Source organism: Stenotrophomonas sp. ASS1, from assembly GCF_004346925.1.
Classification (GTDB): domain Bacteria; phylum Pseudomonadota; class Gammaproteobacteria; order Xanthomonadales; family Xanthomonadaceae; genus Stenotrophomonas; species Stenotrophomonas maltophilia_A.
On record NZ_CP031167.1, the window covers coordinates 287,102 to 308,043 of the forward strand.

General features: G+C 67.0%; 21 protein-coding genes. 10 read left to right on the forward strand and 11 right to left on the reverse strand.

The genetic code is table 11. From position 1 onward, the window contains the following. Window positions 1-3: 3 nt before the first annotated feature. Window positions 4-369: a hypothetical protein gene (locus MG068_RS01320; RefSeq protein ID WP_032128158.1), complete on the reverse strand. Its 366-nt coding sequence runs from the start codon at window positions 367-369 to the stop codon at window positions 4-6. 101 nt (window positions 370-470) lie between these two features. Then, entirely contained in the window at window positions 471-1,904 is a 1,434-nt protein-coding gene (locus MG068_RS01325; protein WP_049462587.1) for a Do family serine endopeptidase, read from the reverse strand. A gap of 491 nt (window positions 1,905-2,395) precedes the next feature. Here MG068_RS01325 and MG068_RS01330 point away from each other — a divergent pair, with 491 nt between their 5' ends. Together MG068_RS01330 and MG068_RS21125 are read left to right on the forward strand one after the other, a co-directional pair. Beyond that, window positions 2,396-3,289, forward strand: coding sequence for a histone (locus MG068_RS01330; protein WP_132808886.1), 894 nt, complete (start codon window positions 2,396-2,398; stop codon window positions 3,287-3,289). 107 nt (window positions 3,290-3,396) lie between these two features. After that, window positions 3,397-4,092 (forward strand): hypothetical protein, encoded by a 696-nt coding sequence (locus tag MG068_RS21125; RefSeq protein ID WP_071229376.1) that lies wholly within the window; start codon window positions 3,397-3,399, stop codon window positions 4,090-4,092. 15 nt (window positions 4,093-4,107) lie between these two features. Here MG068_RS21125 and MG068_RS01340 read toward each other — a convergent pair whose 3' ends face one another. Further along, window positions 4,108-4,467 (reverse strand): DUF1428 domain-containing protein, encoded by a 360-nt coding sequence (locus tag MG068_RS01340; RefSeq protein ID WP_049455507.1) that lies wholly within the window; start codon window positions 4,465-4,467, stop codon window positions 4,108-4,110. 91 nt (window positions 4,468-4,558) lie between these two features. Beyond that, window positions 4,559-6,961 carry a S9 family peptidase gene (locus MG068_RS01345; RefSeq protein ID WP_071229375.1) on the reverse strand — a complete coding sequence of 801 codons (2,403 nt, stop codon included), beginning with the start codon at window positions 6,959-6,961 and terminating at the stop codon, window positions 4,559-4,561. 210 nt (window positions 6,962-7,171) lie between these two features. On the opposite strand from MG068_RS01345, the gene MG068_RS01350 reads away from it, so the two are divergent. Together MG068_RS01350 and MG068_RS01355 are read left to right on the forward strand one after the other, a co-directional pair. After that, window positions 7,172-7,744: an OmpO family porin gene (locus MG068_RS01350; protein WP_032130335.1), complete on the forward strand. Its 573-nt coding sequence runs from the start codon at window positions 7,172-7,174 to the stop codon at window positions 7,742-7,744. 190 nt (window positions 7,745-7,934) lie between these two features. Beyond that, a complete protein-coding gene (locus tag MG068_RS01355; protein WP_049462583.1) occupies window positions 7,935-8,669 on the forward strand; it encodes a response regulator transcription factor in 735 nt (244 codons plus the stop codon). On the opposite strand, the gene MG068_RS01360 is transcribed toward MG068_RS01355, so the two are convergent. Then, the gene (locus MG068_RS01360; protein ID WP_049462582.1) at window positions 8,614-9,003 is read right to left on the reverse strand and encodes a DUF6165 family protein; all 390 of its coding nucleotides are present in this window, start codon (window positions 9,001-9,003) and stop codon (window positions 8,614-8,616) included. The genes MG068_RS01355 and MG068_RS01360 overlap by 56 nt on opposite strands. A gap of 179 nt (window positions 9,004-9,182) precedes the next feature. On the opposite strand from MG068_RS01360, the gene MG068_RS01365 reads away from it, so the two are divergent. Next, on the forward strand, window positions 9,183-9,881 hold the full coding sequence (locus MG068_RS01365; RefSeq protein WP_132808888.1) for a TorF family putative porin: 699 nt from the start codon (window positions 9,183-9,185) through the stop codon (window positions 9,879-9,881). Here the strand turns inward: MG068_RS01365 and MG068_RS01370 are convergent. Further along, window positions 9,878-11,026 carry an MFS transporter gene (locus MG068_RS01370; RefSeq protein WP_343144388.1) on the reverse strand — a complete coding sequence of 383 codons (1,149 nt, stop codon included), beginning with the start codon at window positions 11,024-11,026 and terminating at the stop codon, window positions 9,878-9,880. The two genes, MG068_RS01365 and MG068_RS01370, sit on opposite strands and share 4 nt — an antisense overlap. A 143-nt stretch (window positions 11,027-11,169) precedes the next feature. On the opposite strand from MG068_RS01370, the gene MG068_RS01375 reads away from it, so the two are divergent. Next, window positions 11,170-12,057 carry a LysR family transcriptional regulator gene (locus tag MG068_RS01375; RefSeq protein ID WP_132808891.1) on the forward strand — a complete coding sequence of 296 codons (888 nt, stop codon included), beginning with the start codon at window positions 11,170-11,172 and terminating at the stop codon, window positions 12,055-12,057. Here MG068_RS01375 and MG068_RS01380 read toward each other — a convergent pair. Continuing rightward, a complete protein-coding gene (locus tag MG068_RS01380; protein WP_107433494.1) occupies window positions 12,026-12,493 on the reverse strand; it encodes a YehS family protein in 468 nt (155 codons plus the stop codon). The genes MG068_RS01375 and MG068_RS01380 overlap by 32 nt on opposite strands. A gap of 117 nt (window positions 12,494-12,610) precedes the next feature. On the opposite strand from MG068_RS01380, the gene MG068_RS01385 reads away from it, so the two are divergent. After that, window positions 12,611-13,363: an SDR family NAD(P)-dependent oxidoreductase gene (locus tag MG068_RS01385; RefSeq protein ID WP_019337645.1), complete on the forward strand. Its 753-nt coding sequence runs from the start codon at window positions 12,611-12,613 to the stop codon at window positions 13,361-13,363. A 407-nt stretch (window positions 13,364-13,770) separates the two neighbouring features. Next, on the forward strand, window positions 13,771-14,733 hold the full coding sequence (locus MG068_RS01390) for an IS110 family transposase (protein ID WP_132808894.1): 963 nt from the start codon (window positions 13,771-13,773) through the stop codon (window positions 14,731-14,733). A 108-nt stretch (window positions 14,734-14,841) separates the two neighbouring features. Here the strand turns inward: MG068_RS01390 and MG068_RS01395 are convergent, their stop codons facing one another. From MG068_RS01395 to MG068_RS01410, 4 genes are all read right to left on the reverse strand, one after another. Continuing rightward, complete coding sequence (locus MG068_RS01395; protein ID WP_032130329.1) at window positions 14,842-15,747, reverse strand: SPOR domain-containing protein; 906 nt, start codon at window positions 15,745-15,747, stop codon at window positions 14,842-14,844. Window positions 15,748-15,768: 21 nt separating this feature from the next. Continuing rightward, the gene (gene argS / locus MG068_RS01400; RefSeq protein WP_012478915.1) at window positions 15,769-17,457 is read right to left on the reverse strand and encodes an arginine--tRNA ligase; all 1,689 of its coding nucleotides are present in this window, start codon (window positions 17,455-17,457) and stop codon (window positions 15,769-15,771) included. Window positions 17,458-17,571: 114 nt separating this feature from the next. After that, complete coding sequence (gene radC / locus MG068_RS01405; protein ID WP_032130338.1) at window positions 17,572-18,276, reverse strand: RadC family protein; 705 nt, start codon at window positions 18,274-18,276, stop codon at window positions 17,572-17,574. A gap of 70 nt (window positions 18,277-18,346) precedes the next feature. Continuing rightward, window positions 18,347-18,973, reverse strand: a complete 627-nt coding sequence (locus tag MG068_RS01410) for a response regulator (RefSeq protein ID WP_049399051.1) — start codon at window positions 18,971-18,973, stop codon at window positions 18,347-18,349. Window positions 18,974-19,201: 228 nt separating this feature from the next. Here MG068_RS01410 and coaBC point away from each other — a divergent pair, with 228 nt between their 5' ends. Both coaBC and dut read left to right on the forward strand, forming a co-directional pair. Continuing rightward, window positions 19,202-20,464 carry a bifunctional phosphopantothenoylcysteine decarboxylase/phosphopantothenate--cysteine ligase CoaBC gene (gene coaBC / locus MG068_RS01415; protein WP_125894864.1) on the forward strand — a complete coding sequence of 421 codons (1,263 nt, stop codon included), beginning with the start codon at window positions 19,202-19,204 and terminating at the stop codon, window positions 20,462-20,464. Beyond that, window positions 20,461-20,934, forward strand: coding sequence for a dUTP diphosphatase (dut, locus tag MG068_RS01420; RefSeq protein ID WP_132808895.1), 474 nt, complete (start codon window positions 20,461-20,463; stop codon window positions 20,932-20,934). The genes coaBC and dut overlap by 4 nt, the downstream gene beginning before the upstream one ends. Window positions 20,935-20,942: the final 8 nt, after the last annotated feature.

Genomic DNA, 20,942 nt, shown 5'->3' on the forward strand with positions numbered 1-20,942 from the left:
GGCTTACTTGTCGCTGCTGCCGCGGGCCAGCTTGGCGATGATCCAGCCGGCAGCGAAGGCGACACCGAACGAGGCCAGCGGACGTTCACGGATCAGCTCAGCGGCGCTGTCGATCAGGTCCTTGCCCTTGTCCATCAGCGCGTCGACCTGTTCCTTGGCGGCTGCACCACCAAACTCGGCGGCGGCCAGGCCGGACAGCGCGCTGTCGGACAGTTCAGCCTTGACGTTGGCCTTGCCGATGCGCAGTTCGTCGCCGGCTGCGCCGGTTGCACCCTTGATCGCACCGCCGGCGGCCGACGCGGCCTGCTTCAGATGGGAACCGGCTTCACCCAGGTGTTCCTTCAGGTTCTCGGTATTGGTGGGGCTCATCGAATCACTCCTGTTGCGATGGGGGAACGGGAGTCGGCGGTGCCGACCTGGACTGACAGCAATAGCATTGCCGGGGTATAGGGGGTGTTACGGCAGGGCGATCAGCGCATCACGAGCTGGCCCTGCTGCTGGCCATTGTTGCGCAGCACGCGTATCACCAGGGTCGGCGGGCGCTGCTGGAAGTTGGCGCGCCAGCTGGCCAGGTCGGCGAATTCGCCCACGGTGGCATCGGTGATGATGTCGCCCTGCTGCAGGCCGTTGGTGGCCGCGCGGCTGCCGCGCTTGACCTCGCTGACCAGCACGCCACCGACACCGGACTGGCGCAGCGACTCGGGCAGGTCGACGAAGGTGGCCCCGGTCAGGCGCGGGTCCAGGCTCTCACCGCTGACCGCGCGCGCCTGTTCCTTCAAGGTTGCCTTGATCTGCAGCGGCTTGCCCTCGCGGCGCACGTCCAGCGTCAGCGCGCTGCCGACCGCCGCCAGGCCTTCCACGTTGTGCAGGGCTTCGGCGCTGTCCACGCGCTGGCCGTTGGCCGAGACCACCACGTCGCCCGGCTTCAGGCCGGCGGTCGCAGCGGCCGAACCGGCCAGCACGCGGGTGATCAGCGCACCCCGCGTTTCGCCCAGGCCCAGCCCCTGCGCGATCTGCGCGGTCAGGTTCTGGCTCTCCACGCCCAGCGTGCCGCGCACCACTACGCCGTGCTTGACCAGCTGGTCGACCACGCTGCGCGCCAGGTTGGAGGGGATCGCCAGGCCCAGGCCGATGTTGCCGGCCATGCTGCCCTGCGGGTTGAAGCTGGCGGTATTGATGCCGACCAGCTGGCCCTGCAGGTCGACCAGTGCGCCACCGGAGTTGCCCGGGTTGATCGACGCATCGGTCTGGATGAAGTTCTGGTAGCCCAGCCCGCGGATGCCGCTGCGGCCCACCGCCGAGACGATGCCGGAGGTGACCGTCTGGCTGAAGCCGAACGGGTTGCCGATGGCCACCACGAAGTCACCGACCCGAAGCTGGTCGCTGTTGCCGAGCTTGATGTCGGTCAGGTTCTGCGCCGGGATGCGGATCAGCGCGATGTCGGTATCGCGGTCCGAACCGAGGAACTCGGCCTTCACCGTGCGCCCGTCGGCCAGTGTCACCTGCACGTCATCGGCGTTGTCGATGACGTGGTGGTTGGTCAGCACCAGGCCCTCCTTGGCGTCGATGATCACGCCCGAGCCCAGCGATTCGTTGATGCGTTCCTGCGGGATGTCCGGGAACAGGCGGCGGAAGAACGGGTCGTTGAAGAAGGGGTTGCGCACGCGCACCACCTGCTTGGTGTTGACGCTGACCACGGCCGGCATCGCCTTCTCCAGCATCGGTGCCAGCGACGGCACCGCCTGTCCGGCCACCGAGGCCGGCAATGCCGCCGTGGTCGGGAGTACCGCAGGCAGCGGCGCGGCGTCGGCACGGTTGTCCAGGTGGGCATTGATGCCGGTGGCAACGAAGCCACCGAAGGCGGCGGCGATTGCGAGCGTGAGCAGGGTGGGAAGCGGTCGCATGGGAGTCGGTTCGCTGGCGTGGGTGGGGGCCGTTCGGCTCTACGGTAAAACAAGCTGAATGAGTGTGTCGCGATCTGGATAAATGCGCCATGAAAACCGGGCGCCCGGAACGCGGGTCGGCGTCGCCATCTGTGGGGCGGTGGCGACAACGTCGGGCGTGCTTCGCAATGTGCCGACGTCTGCCGAAGCGCGTGTGGATACAGGCTGATACTTGCGCAGTTCTGCGCATCCTGGTGCCGCGATGCGCCATATCGCATGCCTTTCGCAGCACTCTGGCAGGTGCGCGCAGGCAGCACCTGCCGCTACCCGCACCGTGCGGCGCAGCACTGAAAAAAAGGGGTTTCCTGTCAACCCACTGTGCTCGAGAGGGTGCTGGGCTACACCATTACCGTCGCAGCAGATGCGATTGCGGGCGCATGCCCCGTTCCACGATCGTCAATGTCGGTATAGCATCGCCCCGTTTTGATACTTAAGGCCCGCAGGAGGGCAACATGAGCAACGGTAATGGTGTGTCGGTCGTGACCGACGCCGTCGAGAACGTCAAAGAAACCGCCACCAACGTTGGCGAGTCCATCGCCCACGCTGCCGAAGACGCAGTGAAGTCGGTCAAGAAGACCGTCAAGCGCGCCACCAAGGCTGCCGGTACCCGCGTTGCCAAGGCCAAGAAGGCTGTGGCCAAGGTCGAGAAGACCGTTGCCAAGAAGGCCGAGAAGGCTGCCAAGTCGGTCGGCAAGACCGTTGCCAACGCCAAGAAGAAGCTGGAAGCCGCCAAGAAGAACGCCAAGGCCGAAGCCGCTGCCCTGAAGAAGGAAGTGGCCAAGAAGAAGGCGGCTGCAGGCAAGGCCGTGACCAAGAAGGCCGCTGCTGCCAAGAAGACCACCAAGGCCGCCACCAAGGCTGCCGGCAAGAAGGTCGCTACCGTGAAGAAGGCTGCCACGAAGAAGGCCGCCGTCGCCAAGAAGACCGTTGCCAAGAAGACCGCGGCCGCCAAGAAGGTTGTCGGCAAGAAGGTCGCTACCGCCAAGAAGGCCGTGGCCAAGAAGACCGTCGCCGCCAAGAAGGTCGCTGGCAAGAAGGCCGTGGCTGCCAAGAAGGTTGTCGGCAAGAAGGTTGCCGCTACCAAGAAGGTCGCCACCAAGAAGACCGCGGCCGCCAAGAAGGTTGTCGGCAAGAAGGCTGCTGTCGCCAAGAAGGCCGTCGGCAAGAAGACCGCTGCTGCCAAGAAGGTTGTCGGCAAGAAGACCGCCGTTGCCAAGAAGGCGGTGGGCAAGAAGGTTGCCGCCACCCGCAAGACGGTCGCCAAGAAGGCTGCGCCGCTGAAGAAGGTCGCCGCCAAGAAGGCTCCGGCCAAGAAGGCCGTGCGCAAGGTCGCCAAGCGCAAGTAATCGCGCCGTGACCGAAGGCCCTGCCACCCAACGGGTGGTGGGGCCTTTCGCGTTTCTGGGGCACGGTCTGGGGCAAGATGCAGGTTATTCCTGCAGGAGCCCCGGGCATGCGTGGTATTGACTTCAGTTCCTGGCAGGGCGTGCTGTCCACGTTGGCCGGCCTGGTCCTGATCACCCTGCTGGGCGTGGGCATCCGCCTGCTGGTGATGCAGACCCTGCAACAGCGCCGCGAGCGCGAGAACCGGCAGATCAACGAACGGCTGCGCACGCTGATGGCGGCCTACAAGACCCTGGGCGGGTCGTTCACTGGCGAACTGGGTGTGGATCCCAGCCATCGCCGCGACCTGCGCCAGCGCGAAAATGCCGAAGGCATCGCCGAACCCCGCTCGGATCGCGCGCGCCGCATCCGCGATGCGGTTGAAGCGGCACTGTCGGACATCCTGTTGCTGGGCACCGACGAGCAGGTGCGGCTGGCCGCGCGTGCGGCCAACGAACTGGCACAGGGGCGGCCGGTGCACCTCCACGAACTGGTGGTCTCGCTGCGCGACTTCGTGCGCGAAGCGCTGGATCTGGCCCCCATCCCGACCGACCTGCAGATTCCACCGCAGGGCCCGACCCGGCCCGCTGCCAGTGGCGGTGGCAAGGGCCGCAACGATGGCGATGCCAAGGGCGGTCGTGCGGGTGGTGGCGGTGGCGGCGGCGGTGGCGGAATGGGGGCCGGAATGGGCGGCATGGGCCTCGGCGCCGGCGCCGCACTGGGCGCCGGCCATGCCTCCGCCAGCGATGAGACGGACGCGCGCTGAGCACGTCCGCCCGGTTCAGCGCGTCAGCTCGTAGAGCGGCACGAACCCACCGTAGATCATCCGCGCGCCGTCGAACGGCATCGGATTCTTCGCCGGATCAAACCGCGGGTCTTCCATCATCTTCTTCATGCCGGCGTCGCGGGTCGGCTTGTCTGGCCATTCGATCCAGGAAAACACGACCGTCTCATCCGGCGTGGCTTTCACCGCGCCGAAGAAGTCGGTGGTTTTGCCGTGCGGTACGTCGTCACCCCAGCACTCGACCACGCGCAGCGCGCCGTACTCGATGAAAACGGGATCCCCTGTGCGTGCATGGGCGAGGAACTTCTCTTTGTTGGCGGTGGGCACCGCCAGGACGAAACCATCGATGTAGCTCATTGCCTGCCTCCGGATGGACCGTGCCGCATGCACGGCCTTCAAGTACCCGACGAACCAGGGCGCCGTGGATCGACATCCTGTGTGCGCCTGTTCAGCCCGGCCCGCCGGGCAGCGGCGCCAGCACCGTCTCCGGTGGCTGCTGGCCGGCCAGGTGGCGCACGAAGTAGTCCCACATGCGGTGCGTGTAGGTGGCGTCGTTGCGGAACAGTTCGTGGTCCTGCCGGGCCAGGTACAGCAGGTCGTAGCTGCGCTGGGCCTTGTTCAGGGCGGCGGCCAGTTGCAGGGTCAGCGCCGGCGGCGCGTTCTCGTCCAGTTCGCCATAGACCAGCATCAGATGCCCACGCAGGTTGCCGGCCAACGCTGCATTGTCGAGTCCGGCAAAGGGCGCCGGCACGCCATCGGCCAGGGGTGTTGGCGGCAGCACGCCACCGAACAGCCGGTCCATGCCGTGCAATGCACCGCCGTACATGCCCTGGAAATTGTGGCTGCCGGCCGAGGCCACGCCCACCTTGTAGAACGCCGGATAGCGCAGCAGGGCGCGCGCTGCACTGTAACCACCGAACGAATGCCCGTAGATGCCGACCCGCTGCAGGTCGATGCCCCGGTAGCGTTCGCCCAGCTGGCGCAGCGCAGCCACATGGTCATCCAGCTGCACATCTGCCCCGTGCAGGAAGCTGCTGTCATGGAACGCCTTGTCGCGGCCACCGGTGCCGCGCGCGTCGATGCTGACCACCACGAAGCCCAGTTCGGTCAGGCTGGCGCGTGACACCGGATTCAAGGCGGACACCGCCTCGGCGTAGGTCACCGGCGCATTGCTGACGAAGGAGCCACCGTACATCGCGTCGATCACCGGAAAGCGGCCGTCATCGCGATAGTCGCGGGGCAGGTAGACGGTGGCGAAGATCGGCGTTCGCCCATCGGCGGCCAGCAGCCGCTCGCGCCGTGGGGGGCGCCAGCCGGCAGCAACGATCGCGCTGTTATCGGCTGTTTCCAGCACCATCACTTCACGGCCGTCATCGCTGGCCCGCAGCACGGTGCGTGGTGGCTGGTCGAGACGGGAAACGGTATCCACCAGATAGCCACCGCCAGGCGACAGCGCCTGGGGGGCGCGCCCGCCGAACAACGCGCCGGTGCCAGCATCGGCCAGATGGTCGTTGCCATCGGCGGCCAGGCGCTGGACCGGTCCCCCCTGCAGCGATACACGGTACAGGCCGCGTACGTAGGGGTCGCCACCGTCGACGCCGCCGGCGCTGAAGTACGCCCAGCCACCCGCAGCGTCCACGCCCAGCAGGTCGCGCACCGCCCATTGGCCGCGGGTGAGCTGGCGCAGCACCTTGCCGTCGGACAGGCGGACCCGGTACAGATGGCCCCAGCCATCGCGCTGCGAGAACCACACCGCCGTGTCCTGGCCGGGCAGGATGGCCACCGCTGGCCGGTTGTAGGAATACACGTTGAGCTGCAGGCGGGTGTCGCTGGCTTCTTCCAGAACCGTGCGCAACGCACCGTTGTTGGCATCGATCTCCAGCAGACGCAGCCTGCGCGGTGCGCCGAAGTGCGCGATCACGGCATACAACCGGTCGCCGTCCCAGCCGAGTACGCCGGCTTCGCTGAGGGTGTTCCAGCCTTCCGGCAAGGCGATGTCATGCTGCTGGCCATTGCGGGTGTCGACCACATACACGCTGTCGCGCACCTGCCGGGTGTCACCCAGCACCCCCAGCTTCACCGTATGCACGCGCGGCCGCGCGCTGTTGGCCGGGCTGCTTTCCAGATAGGGGTAGTCCTGCAGCGCGCGTTCGTCGTAGCGGATGCCGGCCACGTAGCGACCGTCCGGTGACCAGCCGACCGCGAACGGCCGCGTCGGCATCCGGCCCTGACGGCGGGGAATGCCGCGCAGGGTGAAGTCCGGCAGCACGCCATAGCCATGATTGGATTCACCGCCGCTGGTCAGCGCTCGTGCTGCCGTTCCGGGCGAGTGCAGCCACAGGTTGTGATCGCGTACCTGCAGCCAGGCATCACCGCCGGGCGATGGCAGTGCATCGGCCGCTGGCGCTGCATCCTGCGAAGGCACGCACTGCAGGCGTGGCCATTGACAGCTGATCGCCGCCTCGCCGTTGAACTGCAGGCGCAGGCCTCCATCCAGTACCTGCACGTTGTTCAAGCGCAGGCGTGGTCCGCTGGCGCCGAGAGGTGCAACCGCAGCGTCCAGCGCATCGGGTTCGAACAGGATCTGGCGTGTGGCCTGGACTGGATCGACCAGTACCGCTTGGCGCCGGCCCTGCGTGGTTTCGCGTTCGTACCAGAAGCGCCCATCGGCCAGCCAGTGGGGCAGCACCGAAGCATTGCGCAGCGCACCGCGAAGGTGACTGTCATGCACGCGTTCGGCGCGCTGGTAGTCAGCGGCCTGCAGTGCGTGCGCAGCGTGGATCGGGAACAGGGCAGCGCATGCCAGGAGCGCGGCGCGAACAGGCACCAGCGGCGGATCGGAAACGTACAAGGCAACCTCCTGTTGCAATCGACGACGAATCACAAATGCACGCGCGCCGCGCGCGTATGCCAGAGACAGCCTGAATCAAGGCAAAAAATTCAGCAATGCGAAGACCGCTGTTTTCAGGGAGCGTTGTGGCGAATAACGGAGAATTTACATTCCCGATGCGATGGCGCCCTGGCGCTGCTGCACACCATAAGAAAGTAAAGGTGTACCCCCATGAAGAATTCGCTGATTGCTCTGGCCCTGGCCGCTGCCCTGCCGTTCACCGCCTCGGCTGCTGAGAACCTGTCGTACAACTACGCCGAAGCCGACTACGCCAAGACCGACATCGACGCGTTCAAGGCCGACGGCTGGGGCGTGAAGGGTTCGTACGGCTTCCTGCCGAACTTCCACGCTTTCGGTGAGTACAGCCGCCAGGAAATCGACCACACCAACATCAAGCTGGACCAGTGGAAGATCGGCGCCGGCTACAACGTTGAAATCGCCCCGACCACCGACTTCGTTGCCCGCGTTGCTTACCAGAAGCGCGACCAGAAGCACGGCCTGGACTTCAATGGCTACAGCGCTGAAGCCGGTATCCGCACCGCCTTCGGTGCCCACGCCGAAGTCTACGGCATGGTCGGCTACGAAGATTTCTCGAAGAAGCACGGCATCAATCCGGAAGGCCAGTGGTACGGCCGCCTGGGTGGTCAGGTCAAGCTGAACCAGAACTGGGGCCTGAACGGCGAGCTGAAGATGAACCGCGACGGCGACAAGGAATACACCGTCGGCCCGCGCTTCAGCTGGTAATTGCTTCCTCGGCGCGCCTGCGCGCCGAAGATGCCTGGACAGGCCCGGCCCATGCCGGGCCTGTTGCGTTTCCGGCTGGGCAAACGCTACCTGACCGTGTCGCGGCGGAAGGGCGGCATTGCAACGAATTGGATTCCGCAGGCGTCGGCTGCGCCCTAGGGTGAGTGGCCTGTTCTGCAGGAATGCAACCATGCCCACGTTTCCGTCGCCCCGAGATTCTCCCTGCCGCCTGTTGCTGCTGGATCCGCACCCGCTGTTGCGGCATGGCGTGCAGGAAGTCCTGGCCCGGCAGGCGGACCTGCAGGTCGATGGAAGCTACGGTCGCAGCGGTGATCTGCTGCAGCGCCTGCAGCAGCAGGCGGCCGCGATCGATCTGCTGCTGGTCGACGCCTTGCCGATCGGTGACAGCGGGGAAGGTCTGGAACTGCTGCGGCACCTATCACGCCATTGGCCGGCAGTGCCGATCCTGGTGTTGTCCGCGCACTGCAACGCGGGTGTCGTGTCCTTGGCCCTGCAGGCCGGTGCGCGCGGATTCCTGTCCAAGGCCTGCGCGCCGCAGACGCTGCTGCGGGCAGTGAGCGTGGTCGCCCGTGGCGGACGCTTCGTGCCGCCGGAACTGCGTGCACAGTTGAACCAGTCCCGCCGGCAACGCCAGCAGCCCGTGCGTCCACCACGGTTGAGTACGCGCGAGCGCACCGTCCTGCAGTGGGTGCTGCGCGGCTGCAGCACCGGCGAGATGGCACGCCGCAGTGGGCGTACAGCCAGCACCATCAGCACGCAGAAGCGAGCGGCTTACCGCAAGCTGGGCATCCGCAACGATGGCGAGCTGTTCCGTTTCCGCCATCTGATCGACGCTGATCGAGGCGGCGTTACTCGCCCTGGTACTGCTTTTCTTCCACCAGCGCCGAACCGGCCACGCGGTTGATCTCGTTCTTCACCTGCACGCGCTCGCCATTGGTGCCATAGACACCACGCGCCAGCTGGATGAACGCATCGTCGAACACCTGGGCTGCTTCCTTGTCGCGCAGCTGGTCCTGGATATCCCACATGCGCTCGTTGATCGTCTTCAGCTGCTGCTTCAGCACGGCCAGTGCCGGCTGTGCCTGCAGCTGCTGCTGCAGCAAGGGCAGCAGGCCGTCCAGCTCGGTGCGGACGTTGGCCAGCTTGGCCACATCGTCGATGCGCTCGGCCTTGATCTCGAGAATGGTGATCTTGTCGATCAGCTCGCCGATCGATACCGGGGTCAGGATGGCGTCCACGCGGTTGGTTCCTGGAAACAAGGCGCCATGATACCGCGCCGCTGGCACGCGGCCCCCGGTCCACGGGATTTACGCCGAATTTGCGCCACGGGCCCGGCAGCACCCTCGATCCGTTACGGCCACCACCTCGACACTGCGCTCCCGGCGGCGCAACCGCCTTCAACGAGGAACACAGTGCAGTGAACAGCAAGGGGATGATGGCGGCAGTGGTGGCCGCCCTGGCAGGGCTGCTCGGCATCGGCAGCGCCCAGGCAAAGGTGCAGGTCAGCGGCAGTGCCGCACTGACCAGCGACTACGTGTGGCGTGGCAGCTCGCAGAGCGATGGCGACCCGGCGGTGCAGGCGGGCGCGAAGATCTCGGTCGCATCGGGTTGGTATGCCAGCGTGTGGGGCTCCAACGTTTCGTTCAAACCGGACAATGGCGCGCGCAGCGAGTTCGACCTGGTGGCAGGCTGGTCCGGCGCGCTGGCACCGGACTGGACACTGGATGCCAACCTGACCCGCTATGTGTATCCAGGTACCGGCCGCGCGCTGGACTGGACCGAACTCAATACCACCCTGAACTGGAAGCAGCGCGCCTGGTTGCAGATCGCGCATTCCAACGACGCGTTGGCCGGTGGCCATCGCGGCACCTATGCCCAGCTGGGTGTGCGGGTGCCGCTGCACGAGCGGTTCCGCCTCGAAGCGGCGGTAGGCCAGTACTGGCTGGCCACCGCACAGGGGCCTGATTACCTGCATGGCCAGCTCAGTGCCATCGCCTCGCTGACCCCGGCATGGGAACTGCGCGCCACCGTGCATGACACCGACAACGCAGCGAAGCGGCTGTTTCCGGACAATGCCGGCGGACGCTGGGAGCTGGTGCTGCAGGGCAGCTTCTAGTCAGTCACCGAAGCCTGGCGTGCGCGCAGCGCGCCGGGCACCCACAGCAGCAGGGCCAGCACGGCCACTGCAGCACCGGCCACGCAGACCCCGGTCCAGCCGAAGCGCTGGTAGACCTGCGCCGACAGCAGCGAGCCCAGCGAACCGCCGATGAAGTAGCCGGTCATGTAGCCGGCGTTGAGCCGGTTGCGCGCCGCCGGTTGCAGTGCGTAGATCAGGTTCTGGTTGCTGACATGCAGCAGCTGCGCGGCCAGGTCCAGCACCACCACACCGGCCAGCAGTGCCAGCAGCGAGTGTGCCGACAGTCCCAGCGGCAGCCATGACAGCAGCAACAGCACCAGCGCGATGGCGGTGGCGCGTCCGGTCTGGCCGCGGTCGGACATGCGCCCGGCCAGGCCCGCAGCCAGCGTGCCGGCGGCACCGACCAGCCCGAACAGGCCGATGGTAGCGTCGCTGTAGGCGTAAGGTGGCTGCGCCAGCAGGAACGCGAGCGGGGTCCAGAAGATCGCGAACATGGCGAAGCTGCAGGCGCCCAGCAGGGTGCGCTGGCGCAGCACCGGCTCCTGCACGAACAGCACGCCGATCGAGCGCAGCAATGCGAAATAACCGAGGCCGGCGCTGTGGTGGAATCGCGGCAGGCCGCGCTGCAGCGCCAGCGCGGCCAGCACCAGGGTGCCGGCGGCGATGGCATACACCAGGCGCCAGTCGCCCAGGCTGGAAAGCAGTCCGGCCACGGTGCGCGCCAGCAGGATGCCCAGCAGCAAGCCACTCATCAATGTGCCGACCACGCGGCCACGATGTTCCGGCGCGGCCAGCGTGGCCGCAAACGGCACCAGTACCTGCGCCACCACCGAGAACAGGCCGGTGATCGCGGTGCCGACCAGCAACCAGGTCAGCGACGGTGCACAGGCACTGATCACCAGCCCGCCTGCCGACAGCAGGCTCATCACCACGATCAGGCGGCGGCGTTCGAACAGGTCTCCCAGCGGCACCAGCAGGATCAGTCCGGCGGCATAGCTCAGCTGTGCGGCAGTGACCACCATGCCGACCTGGCCGAACGGCACGCCGAAGGCATCGGCGATGGTGTGCAGCAGTGGCTGCGCATAGTAGTTGCTGGCCACGGCCACGCCGGTAGCCACCGACATCAGCAGCACCTGCCAGCGGTGCAGAGGGGGGAGGGACGGACTCACGCGGTATTCCACAAAGCGGGATGCACAGTGTCCGCCTGCTGCGGCCATGATGGAAATGAATCATCATCATCCATGCCATCTGGAAACGAGATAGTTGGATGAATCTCAAACAGCTCGAGTTTGCCGTCGCCCTGGCCGAAGAGGGCAATTTCACCCGCGCCGCGGAACGCTGCCATGTGGTGCAGTCCGCGTTGAGCCACCAGATTGCCTACCTGGAGCAGGAACTGGGTACGCCCCTGTTCGAGCGCCTGCCGCGCCAGGTGCGGGCCACCGCCGCCGGCGAGGCGCTGCTGGTGCATGCACGCCAGGTGCTGGCCAGCCTGCGCCACCTGCGCGCCGACGTGGCCGCCGTCACTGGCGAGGTGCGTGGCCTGCTGGCGATCGGGCAGATCTCCTCGCTGACCGACATCGATGTGGTGGCGATGCTGGCGGCCTTCCAGCAGGCGCACCCGCAGGTGGAGTTCCAGCTGCGGGTCGACAAGAGCGAGGACCTGATCGCGCAGGTGCAGTCGCGAGAGCTGGACGTGGCACTGGTCGGATTGGCGCCGTTGGCGGGGCTGGATGGGGTCTGCCACCAGATGCTGCAGGAAGAAGACCTGGTGGCGGTGCTGGCGCCGTCGCACCGTTTGGCCCGCCGCAAGCGACTGCCATTGACCGAACTGCAGGACGAGGCGCTGGTCGACTTTCCGCGCGGCACCGGTGCGCGGCGGCAGACCGACGATGCCTTCGCCGCCGCTGGCCTGCCGCATACGGTGCGCTTCGAGGTCAATCTGATGGAACTGATCGAGCGCTTCGTCCGCCATGGGCTGGCGGTTGGCATCGTGCCAGCGTTGATCGCCGACGGGTTCCAGGGGGTGGTACAGATTCCGCTGCAGCCGACCCCGACCCGCCGCGTGCACCTGGTCTGGCAGCGACTGCCGACACCGGCGGCGCGGGCGTTCGTCGAGGCCGTGCTCAGCCGCGCAGGCGCAGGCTCAGGCCCTTGAGGAAATTGCGCAGCATCTGGTCCAGGCAGCGCCGGTAGTTGGTGTGCCCGGGCTGGCGGAACAAGGCGCCCACTTCCGACTTGGAGACGTTGAAACCGGCGCTGGCGAAGATCTCCATCATATCGACGTCGCGCAGCTGGAAGGCGACGCGCAGCTTCTTCAGCACCAGGTTGTTGTCGATGCGGGTTTCCACCGCACGCTGAGGCTGGCTCTCATCGCGACCGCGCAGGTGCACGATCAGGCCGTCGAGGAAGTGCGCCAGCGCGCTGTCGCTCATCGCCTCGAAACCGGCTTCGTCCTCGCGGCGCAGCCAGGCTTTCACCTGTTCCGGATCCACGGCGAAGGCCGGGTCGGCCATCTGGCACAGGGTCACCACGTGGTGGTCGCCCAGGTCCAGGGAGTAGCGCACGCTGCGCAGGACATCGTTGTTGATCATGGCCCCAATTGTACCGGTCACCCCGACAGGTGGGGCCGGATCTGGCCGATCAGGCAACGCAACCCCCGGCCGACGGTGCCAGAATGGGGGTCTGGTTTTTCCCCCTGGAGTTGCCTGATGACCCGCACTGTCCTGATTACCGGCGCCACGTCCGGCTTCGGCGCCGCCGCCGTCCACCGCTTCGCCCAGGCGGGCTGGAAGGTGATCGCCACCGGCCGCCGCGGCGAACGCCTGCAGCCGCTGGTCGAGCGCTACGGCAAGGACGTGGTGCATGCCGCCGCCTTCGACATCCGCGATCCGGTGGCGATGGAAGCGGCTCTGCTGGCACTGCCGCCGGCCTTCGGCGAGATCGATCTGCTGGTCAACAACGCCGGCCTGGCGCAGGGCACTGCGCCGGCACAGAGCGCCAAGTTGTCGGACTGGACCACGATGATCGACACCAACATCACCGCGCTGGTGACCCTGACCCACCGCCTGCTGCCGCAGCTGGTGGAGCGCAAGGGCGCAATCATCAACATTTCGTCGGTGGCCGGCGTCTACCCGTACCCGGGCGGCAATGCCTACGGTGGCACCAAGGCTTTCGTCAGCCAGTTCTCGCTCGGCCTGCGTTCGGACCTGCACGGCACCGGCGTGCGCGTGACCACGATCGAGCCGGGCATGGCCGAAACCGAGTTCACCGTGGTGCGTACCCATGGCGACCAGGCGGCGTCGGACAAGCTCTATACCGGCGCCAACCCGATGACCGCCGAAGACATCGCCGAACAGATCTTCTGGGTGGCCAGCCTGCCGCCGCACCTGAACATCAATCGCCTGGAACTGATGCCGGTCAGCCAGTCCTTCGCCGGTTTCCAGGTCGCCCGCGAAGGCTGACCGCCGTCTGTAGAGTCGAGCTTGCTCGACTGCTTTGAACGGCAGTCGAGCAAGCTTGTATGTTCCTCCCGGCTCCTACGCGGTATGTAGGAGCCAGGGTGGAGGGACCGTCAAGCATGCATCTGCGGATACTAGCCGACAGACGAGTCGAGCGATCCCCATCCCGCACACGAACGTCGATAAAGGATCGTACGGCCCCCAAAGGGGAGGTATGTAGGAGCCAGGGTGGAGGGACCGTCAAGCATGCATCTGCGGATACTAGCCGACAGACGAGTCGAGCGATCCCCATCCCGCACACGAACGTCGATAAAGGATCGTACGGCCCCCAAAGGGGATCGTCGATGTAGGCAAGCTAACGTCGGTGCGGTACCACCCCAGCCCCTTAAAGATAGCTGGGAGCCGTACAAATGTCTGATTCTCTCGATATTGGCGTGGACGTGGACTCCAAGGAGTTCGTACCGGCAGTGGCCGACCGCAAGGCCGGCGACAGGATCGCCAACACCCGGGCCGGCATAGCCCAGTGGCTCAACACCTTGCCCCAGCGATGCCGGATTGGCATGGAGGCGACGGGGCGGTACTACGAGTTGTTGGCTCGGATGGCTGGCCAGGCAGGCCACGTTGTCTATGTGATCAATCCACGTCTGATCAAGCACTACGGCCGGGCGACGGGCTCGCGTGGCAAGACGGACGCCATGGACGCCGAAGCGATCGCCCGATACGTGAAGAAGGAGAACGATCGCCTGCGTGAATACGTACCGCGTACCGATGAGCAGCAGCAGATGCACGATTTGCTGCGCAAGCGGCAGACGCTGGTAAAGACACGCGCGCGGCTGGAGCAATCCTTCGGGGTAAGCAAAAGTGCCCCCGGGGAGCTGTCAGATCTGTTCTGCGCTCTGGCTGGGACGCTGTCCGAGCTGGAAAGCGAACTGCAGCGCTTGGGTCGCGATGGAGAGCATGGCACGCTCTACAAGCGCCTGTTGACCATCCCTGGTATCGGCCCCGCTGTCGCCGCTCACCTGATCTACTACATGACGCGCTGGCCGTTGGCCAACGCCAACGCGTGGATCGCCTGCACCGGCCTGGATCCCCGGCCCAACGAGTCTGGCGGAAGAACGGGACGGCGTCGGCTGTCCAAACAGGGCGCGCCAGTGCTGCGCCAGATGCTCTACATGGCCGCCATGGGGCTCAAGCGGTGTCGTCGGGGGCAACCGCTCTACGACGAGCTGTCAAAACGCGGTCACCCCAGCACCGCCGTCTTCAACATCCTGGCCAGAAAGCTGGCCAGGATCGCCTGGGGTGTCTTCAAAAGCGGCCGGGACTTCGATCCGGCCATGCTGAAGGTGGGTCAAGCCTGCTTCCAGCAGGCTTGACCACGAACATAGGATCTCGACTGCTTTGAACGGCAGTCGAGCAAGCTCGACTCTACACAGACAAAAAAAAGCCGGGCTGTGCCCGGCTTTTCATTCACTTCGGCAGGCTCACTGCGCCTTGATCGCCATCGCCTGCAGGCCGGTGCCATCCAGCTTCTGCTTGGCTTCAGACAGTTCACCTGCACTGCCATACGGCCCCATGCGCACGCGGTACACGGTCTTGCCGTTGATCTGCGCCGATTCCACGCGTGCCGCCAGGCCCATCATCGCCAGCTTGGCCTTGGTGGCTTCGGCGTCGCCGGAGGCACCGAACGCACCCGCCTGCAGGATGTAGCGGGCATTATCGGCGGCAGCCGGTGCCGCAGCGCCTGCGGTAGTGGCCGCGGTCGGCGCGGTTTCCGCACGCGCTGCCGGAGTGGCGGCGGCGGTGCTGGTCGACGCCGTCGGCGTGCTGGCCGGAGGCGTTGCCGCAGCCGGTCGTTCGCTCAGCGGTGCCGGCAGCGGACGGCTGGTGGCGGTCACCGGCGCGGTGCTGGCCACGCTGGCGGTTGCCGTCGGTGCGGGCGCGGTAGCCGCTGGCGGCGGAACCGGCTTGCCTTCCAGTGCCGCCTGCGCGCGCTGCGCTTCGGCCTTGGCCCGGCGCTGGTCCTCGGCACGCGCGCTGGCGGCCAGTTCGGCGTCGGACATTTCAACTTCCTTGCCCGGCAGCAGGGTGTAGAAGTCGTACTGGGTGGCGGCCGGCTTTTCCGGTTCGGCCGGCTTCGGCGTGGCCGGCTGCGCGGCCGGCTGGGTGCCGACATCGCTGTCGGCATCAGCGACCGGGGCAGGCTGCGCGTTCGGGTTCGGCTGCGGACCGGCGCGAAGGAAGCCATCGCCTTCGCCCTTGAACAGGTTCGGCGCCGCCAGGAACACCACGGCCGCAATCGCCACGCCAGCGACCAGCCACACCCATCCGGGTGTGCCCTGGCTGCTGCTGTTGCGTCGTGCCTGGTTTTTGCCGCGTCGTGCTGCCATGTGTACTGCGTCTCCTGATGCTTACATTTTTTCCGGGGCGCTGACGCCCAGGAGTTCGAGGCCGTTGGCCAGCACCTGGCGCGCGGCGCAGGCCAGGGTCAGCTTGGCGTTGCGATCCGCAGCGTCTTCCACCAGCACCGGCGTCCCGTGATACCACGTGTGGAACGCGTGCGCCAATTCACGCAGGTACTGCGCCACCAGATGCGGTTCCAGCGCCACGCCGGCCGCCTCCACCACTTCCGGGTACCGCGAGATCTCGTTCATCAGCAGCAGCGAGGCGTCGTCGGCCAGGCGGCCGAGGTTGGCCAGGCCATTGCCCTGTTCGTACACCAGGCCCTTCTCCTGTGCCTGGCGCAGCAGGCTGCAGACGCGGGCGTGCGCGTACTGCACGTAGAACACCGGGTTGTCGTTGCTCTGCTGGCGGGCCAGGTCGATGTCGAAGGTCAGCTGCGAATCGGGCTTGCGCGCGATCAGGAACCAACGGGTGGCATCGCGGCCGGCCTCCTCGATCAGGTCGCGCAGGGTGAAGTAGCTGCCGGCACGCTTGGACAGCTTCACTTCCTCGCCGCCACGCATGACGGTGACCATCTGGTGCAGCACGTACTCCGGCCAGCCCTGCGGGATGCCCACTTCCATCGCCTGCAGGCCGGCGCGCACGCGTGCCAGCGAACCATGGTGATCGGCGCCGAGCTCGGTGATCGCGCGCTCGTAGCCGCGCTGCCACTTGGACAGGTGGTAGGCCACGTCCGGCACGAAGTAGGTGAAGGTGCCGTCGGACTTGCGCATCACGCGGTCCTTGTCGTCACCGAAGTCGGTGCTGCGCAGCCACAGCGCGCCACCTTCTTCATAGGTATGACCCGAGGCCTGCAGCTTGGCGACCGCTTCGGCGACTTTGCCGTCGGCGTACAGCGAGCTTTCCAGGAAATAGATGTCGAAGTCGACGCCGAACGCGGCCAGGTCCAGATTCTGCTCGTTGCGCAGGTAGGCCACGGCGAAGCGACGGATCGCCTGCATGTCGTCCGGGTCCTTGGCGCCGACCACGGTGCTGCCTTCCAGATCGACGCTGGCGCCGGCCATGTAGGCGCGGGCGACGTCGGCGATGTATTCACCGCGGTAGCCGCCTTCCGGCCAGCCGTCCTGGTCCGGCGCGATGCCCTTGATCCGCGCCTGGGTGGACAGCGCCAGGTTCTCGATCTGCACGCCGGCGTCGTTGTAGTAGAACTCACGCTTGGCGTTCCAGCCGTTGGCGTCGAGCACACGCGCCACGCAGTCGCCGATCGCCGCCGCGCGGCCATGGCCGACATGCAGCGGGCCGGTCGGGTTGGCCGACACGTACTCCACGCCCACCGTGCGGCCATTGCCGGACAGGTTGCGGCCGTAGTCGTGGGCTTCCTTGATGACCGACGCGGCTTCACGCTGGTACGCGGCCGGCGCCAGGTGGAAATTGATGAAGCCGGGGCCGGCGATCTCGACCTTGCTGACGTCCTCGCTGCGCGGCAGTGCCTCGACCAGCGCCTGTGCCAGTGCGCGCGGATTGCTGCGCGCGGCCTTGGCCAGCAGCATCGCGGCATTGGTGGCGAAGTCGCCGTGGTCACGGGTCTTCGGGCGCTCGACCACGAAGTCCGGCGGCAGGGAGTCGGCGGGCAGGGTGCCATTGGCGCGCAAGGCTTCGATGCCTTGGCTGATCAGGGCGCGGAGGAGATTTTTCACGAGGCCTGCTGTGAGAATGAGCGGCGGAATCGCCCATTTTAGCGCAGATACCAGCGGCCACGCTGACCGAAACCTGCCTGTGGGGGCGACCGATGGCGCCCGGAGGGCGGGCGCTCAGCCGAACAGGCGGGGCTGGGGCGGCGACAGCAGGCCTCGTTCAGCAAACGAAACGGGGCGGCCCTCACCGACCACGAAGTGGTCCAGCAGGCGCACGTCCACCATCGCCAGTGCCTGCTGCAGTTCGTCGGTGATGCGGGTATCGGCGCTGGAGGGTTCCGGGTCGCCGGAAGGGTGGTTGTGGCTGAGGATCACCGCCGCCGCGTTGTGCAGCAGGGCGCGCCGCACCACTTCGCGGGGGTAGACCGGTGCGGCGTTGATGGTGCCGTGGAACAGCTCCTCGCAGGCGATCAGGCGGTGCCGGTTGTCCAGGAACAGGGCCATGAAGATCTCCCGGGCCTGCCCGCGCAGGCGGTGCTGCAGATAGCGGCCGACCGCGGCCGGGTTGTTGCCGACCGCTTCGCCGTGTTCCAGCTCGGCAGCCAGGTAGCGGTGGGCCAGTTCCAGCCCGGCAGCCAGCGTACAGCTGCGCGCCGGGCCGAGCCCGGGCAGGCGGGCCAGGTCACGCGCGGGGCGGTCCAGCAGCACCCGCAACGGGCCGTGCGCCTGCAGCAGGTCGCGCGCGGTCTGCACGGCATCGCGGCCACCGAACCCGGAGCCGAGAAACAGGGCCAGCAGTTCGGCGTCGGAAAGTGCCGTGGGCCCGCGCGCGATCAGCTTCTCGCGGGGGCGTTCCTGTTCGGGCCAGTCATGGATGGGCATGCCTGCATCATCGCCAGCCTGCGTGACGGCTCCCATCGGTGCATACCGCAGCACCGGGTCGGACGATGCCTCACCCGCGTCGGGTCTGCAGATAGTCGAACAGTTCCTGGTTGTTCTGCAGGCCCAGCTTGCGCTTGGCTTCGGCCTTCTGCCGGCTGATGGTCTTCGGGCTGCGCCCGCAGCGTTCGGCGACGGCATTCACGCTGAGCCCGGTCGCCAGCAGATCCAGCACTTCCTGTTCCCGCGCCGACAGCGGCGACGGTTCGCGTGGAAACAGCAGGTCGCGCGCCTGCAGGTGGTGGCGCAGCTGCTGGGAGACGAAGACCTGCCCGGCCAGTGCGGCGTTCAGTGCCTGCGGCAGTTCGGCGAAATCGGCGCATTTGTCGACCAGCCCACTGATGCCCTCGCGCAGCAGTCCGTCCAGCAGCCCGGGATGGCGGGCGCCGGTCAGCACCACCACCGGCAGCCTGGGGTGACGCACGCGCAGCGCGTCGATCAGCTCTGGACCGTCCGGGCCGTCACCCGGCATCGACAGGTCGGTCAGCACCGCATCGCAGTCGTGGTGGTCCACCAGCTCCAGCAGCTGGGCGCCGTCACGTGCACTGCCGACGATGTCCATCAGGTGGGTCTGCAGCACGATACGGATGCCATGCAGGACCACGGGATGGTCGTCGGCAATGATGATGCGTGGATGCACGAGGCTCCTCGAAGGTCGAACAGGCCACGGCAGACGGCAGCCAATGCCTGATTCTGCAAAAGCGCAGACCCGCAGAGGTATAGGAAAGGTCCGAAACCGATGCCCGGCAAACCCCGGGTCAAGCGCAACGTGCTCCATCTGCTGATAGCTGTCCGCTATGTGCACCCTGCACCGGGACATTACCGACCATCGGGTAAGCTAGCGCCCTCGTTTGCACAGGAATTCCAGGTGGCTGACTCCCCCAACGCTTCCCCCGCGCAGGCCCGCGCGCTGGAAGGTCAGAAACTGCTGTTGTGCGTCGGAGGCGGGATCGCGGCCTACAAGGCCCTGGAACTGGTGCGGCGCCTGCGCGACGCCGGTGCCCAGGTGCAGGTGGCGATGACCGCCGGTGCCCAGCAGTTCGTCACTCCGCTCAGTTTCCAGGCCCTGTCCGGGCAGCCCACCCGCACCACGCTGTGGGACAGCGCCGCCGAACAGGCCATGGGCCACATCGAGCTGGCGCGCTGGGCGGACCGCATCGTGGTTGCCCCGGGAACCGCCGATCTGCTGGCCCGGCTGGCCCAGGGCCATGCCGATGACCTGGTCAGCACGCTGTGCCTGGCCAGTACCGCGCCGTTGACGATCTGCCCGGCGATGAACCATCGCATGTGGCTGCACCCGGCCACCCAGGCCAACATCGCCCTGCTGCGCCAGCGCGGCGCGCAGGTGATCGGCCCGGTCGACGGCCCGCTGGCCGAAGGCGAGTCCGGTCCGGGGCGTCTGGCCGAACCGGGCGACATCGTGGCCGCGCTGGCCGCCAATGGCAGCAGCGCCGCGGCCGTTGCCGCGCCGGAAACCCGCGCGCTGCAGGGCCTGCGCCTGCTGATCAGCGCCGGCCCGACCTATGAAGACATCGATCCGGTGCGCTATGTCGGCAACCGCAGCAGCGGCAAGATGGGCTTTGCCCTGGCCGCGGCCGCCGCCGCGATGGGCGCACAGGTGGTGCTGGTCAGCGGGCCGGTACAGCTGCCGACGCCGCTCGGCGTGCAGCGCGTCGACGTGCGCTCGGCTGCGCAGATGCGCGATGCCGTGCTGAAGTCGCTGCCGGCCGACATCTATATCGGTGCCGCTGCAGTGTCCGACTACACGCCGCGCCAGGTCGCGCCGCAGAAGCTGAAGAAGACCGCCGACAGCCAGTCGCTGGTGATCGAGCTGGTGCGCACGCCGGACATCCTTGCCGAAGTCGCTGCGCAGACGCAGTCGCTGAAGCTGGTGGTCGGCTTTGCCGCCGAAACCCACGACGTGGAGAAATACGCGCGTGGCAAGCTGGTCGACAAGCGCCTGGACCTGGTGATCGCCAACCAGGTCGGCATCAGCGGCGGCGGTTTCGAGAGCGACAACAATGCCGCCACGGCCTTCTGGCAGGACGGTGAACAGGTATTCCCGGCCACCTCCAAGCGTGAGCTGGCCGAACAACTGCTGGCGCTGATCGCGCGGAGACTCCAGGCATGACCCAGGCTTTCACTTCCCAACCGCTGCAGGTCAAGCTGCTCGATCCGCGCTTCGGCGACAGCTGGCCGCTGCCGGCCTACGCCACCGAAGCCAGCGCCGGCATGGACCTGCGCGCGGCGCTGGATACCGCGCTGACCCTGCAGCCGGGCGACACCGCGCTGGTGCCCAGCGGCCTGGCCATCCACATTGCCGATCCGCACCTGTGCGCGGTGATCCTGCCGCGCTCGGGGCTGGGCCACCGCCACGGCATCGTGCTCGGCAATGGCACCGGCCTGATCGACGCCGATTACCAGGGACCGCTGCTGATCAGCGTCTGGAACCGTGGCCGCGAGGCCTTCACCATCGAGCCGGGCGATCGCATCGCGCAGCTGGTGATCGTGCCGATTGCCCGTGTCAGCCTGCAGGTGGTGGATACTTTCACCGACAGCGTGCGGGGAACGGGTGGATTCGGCCATACCGGGGTGCGTTGACAGGGGAC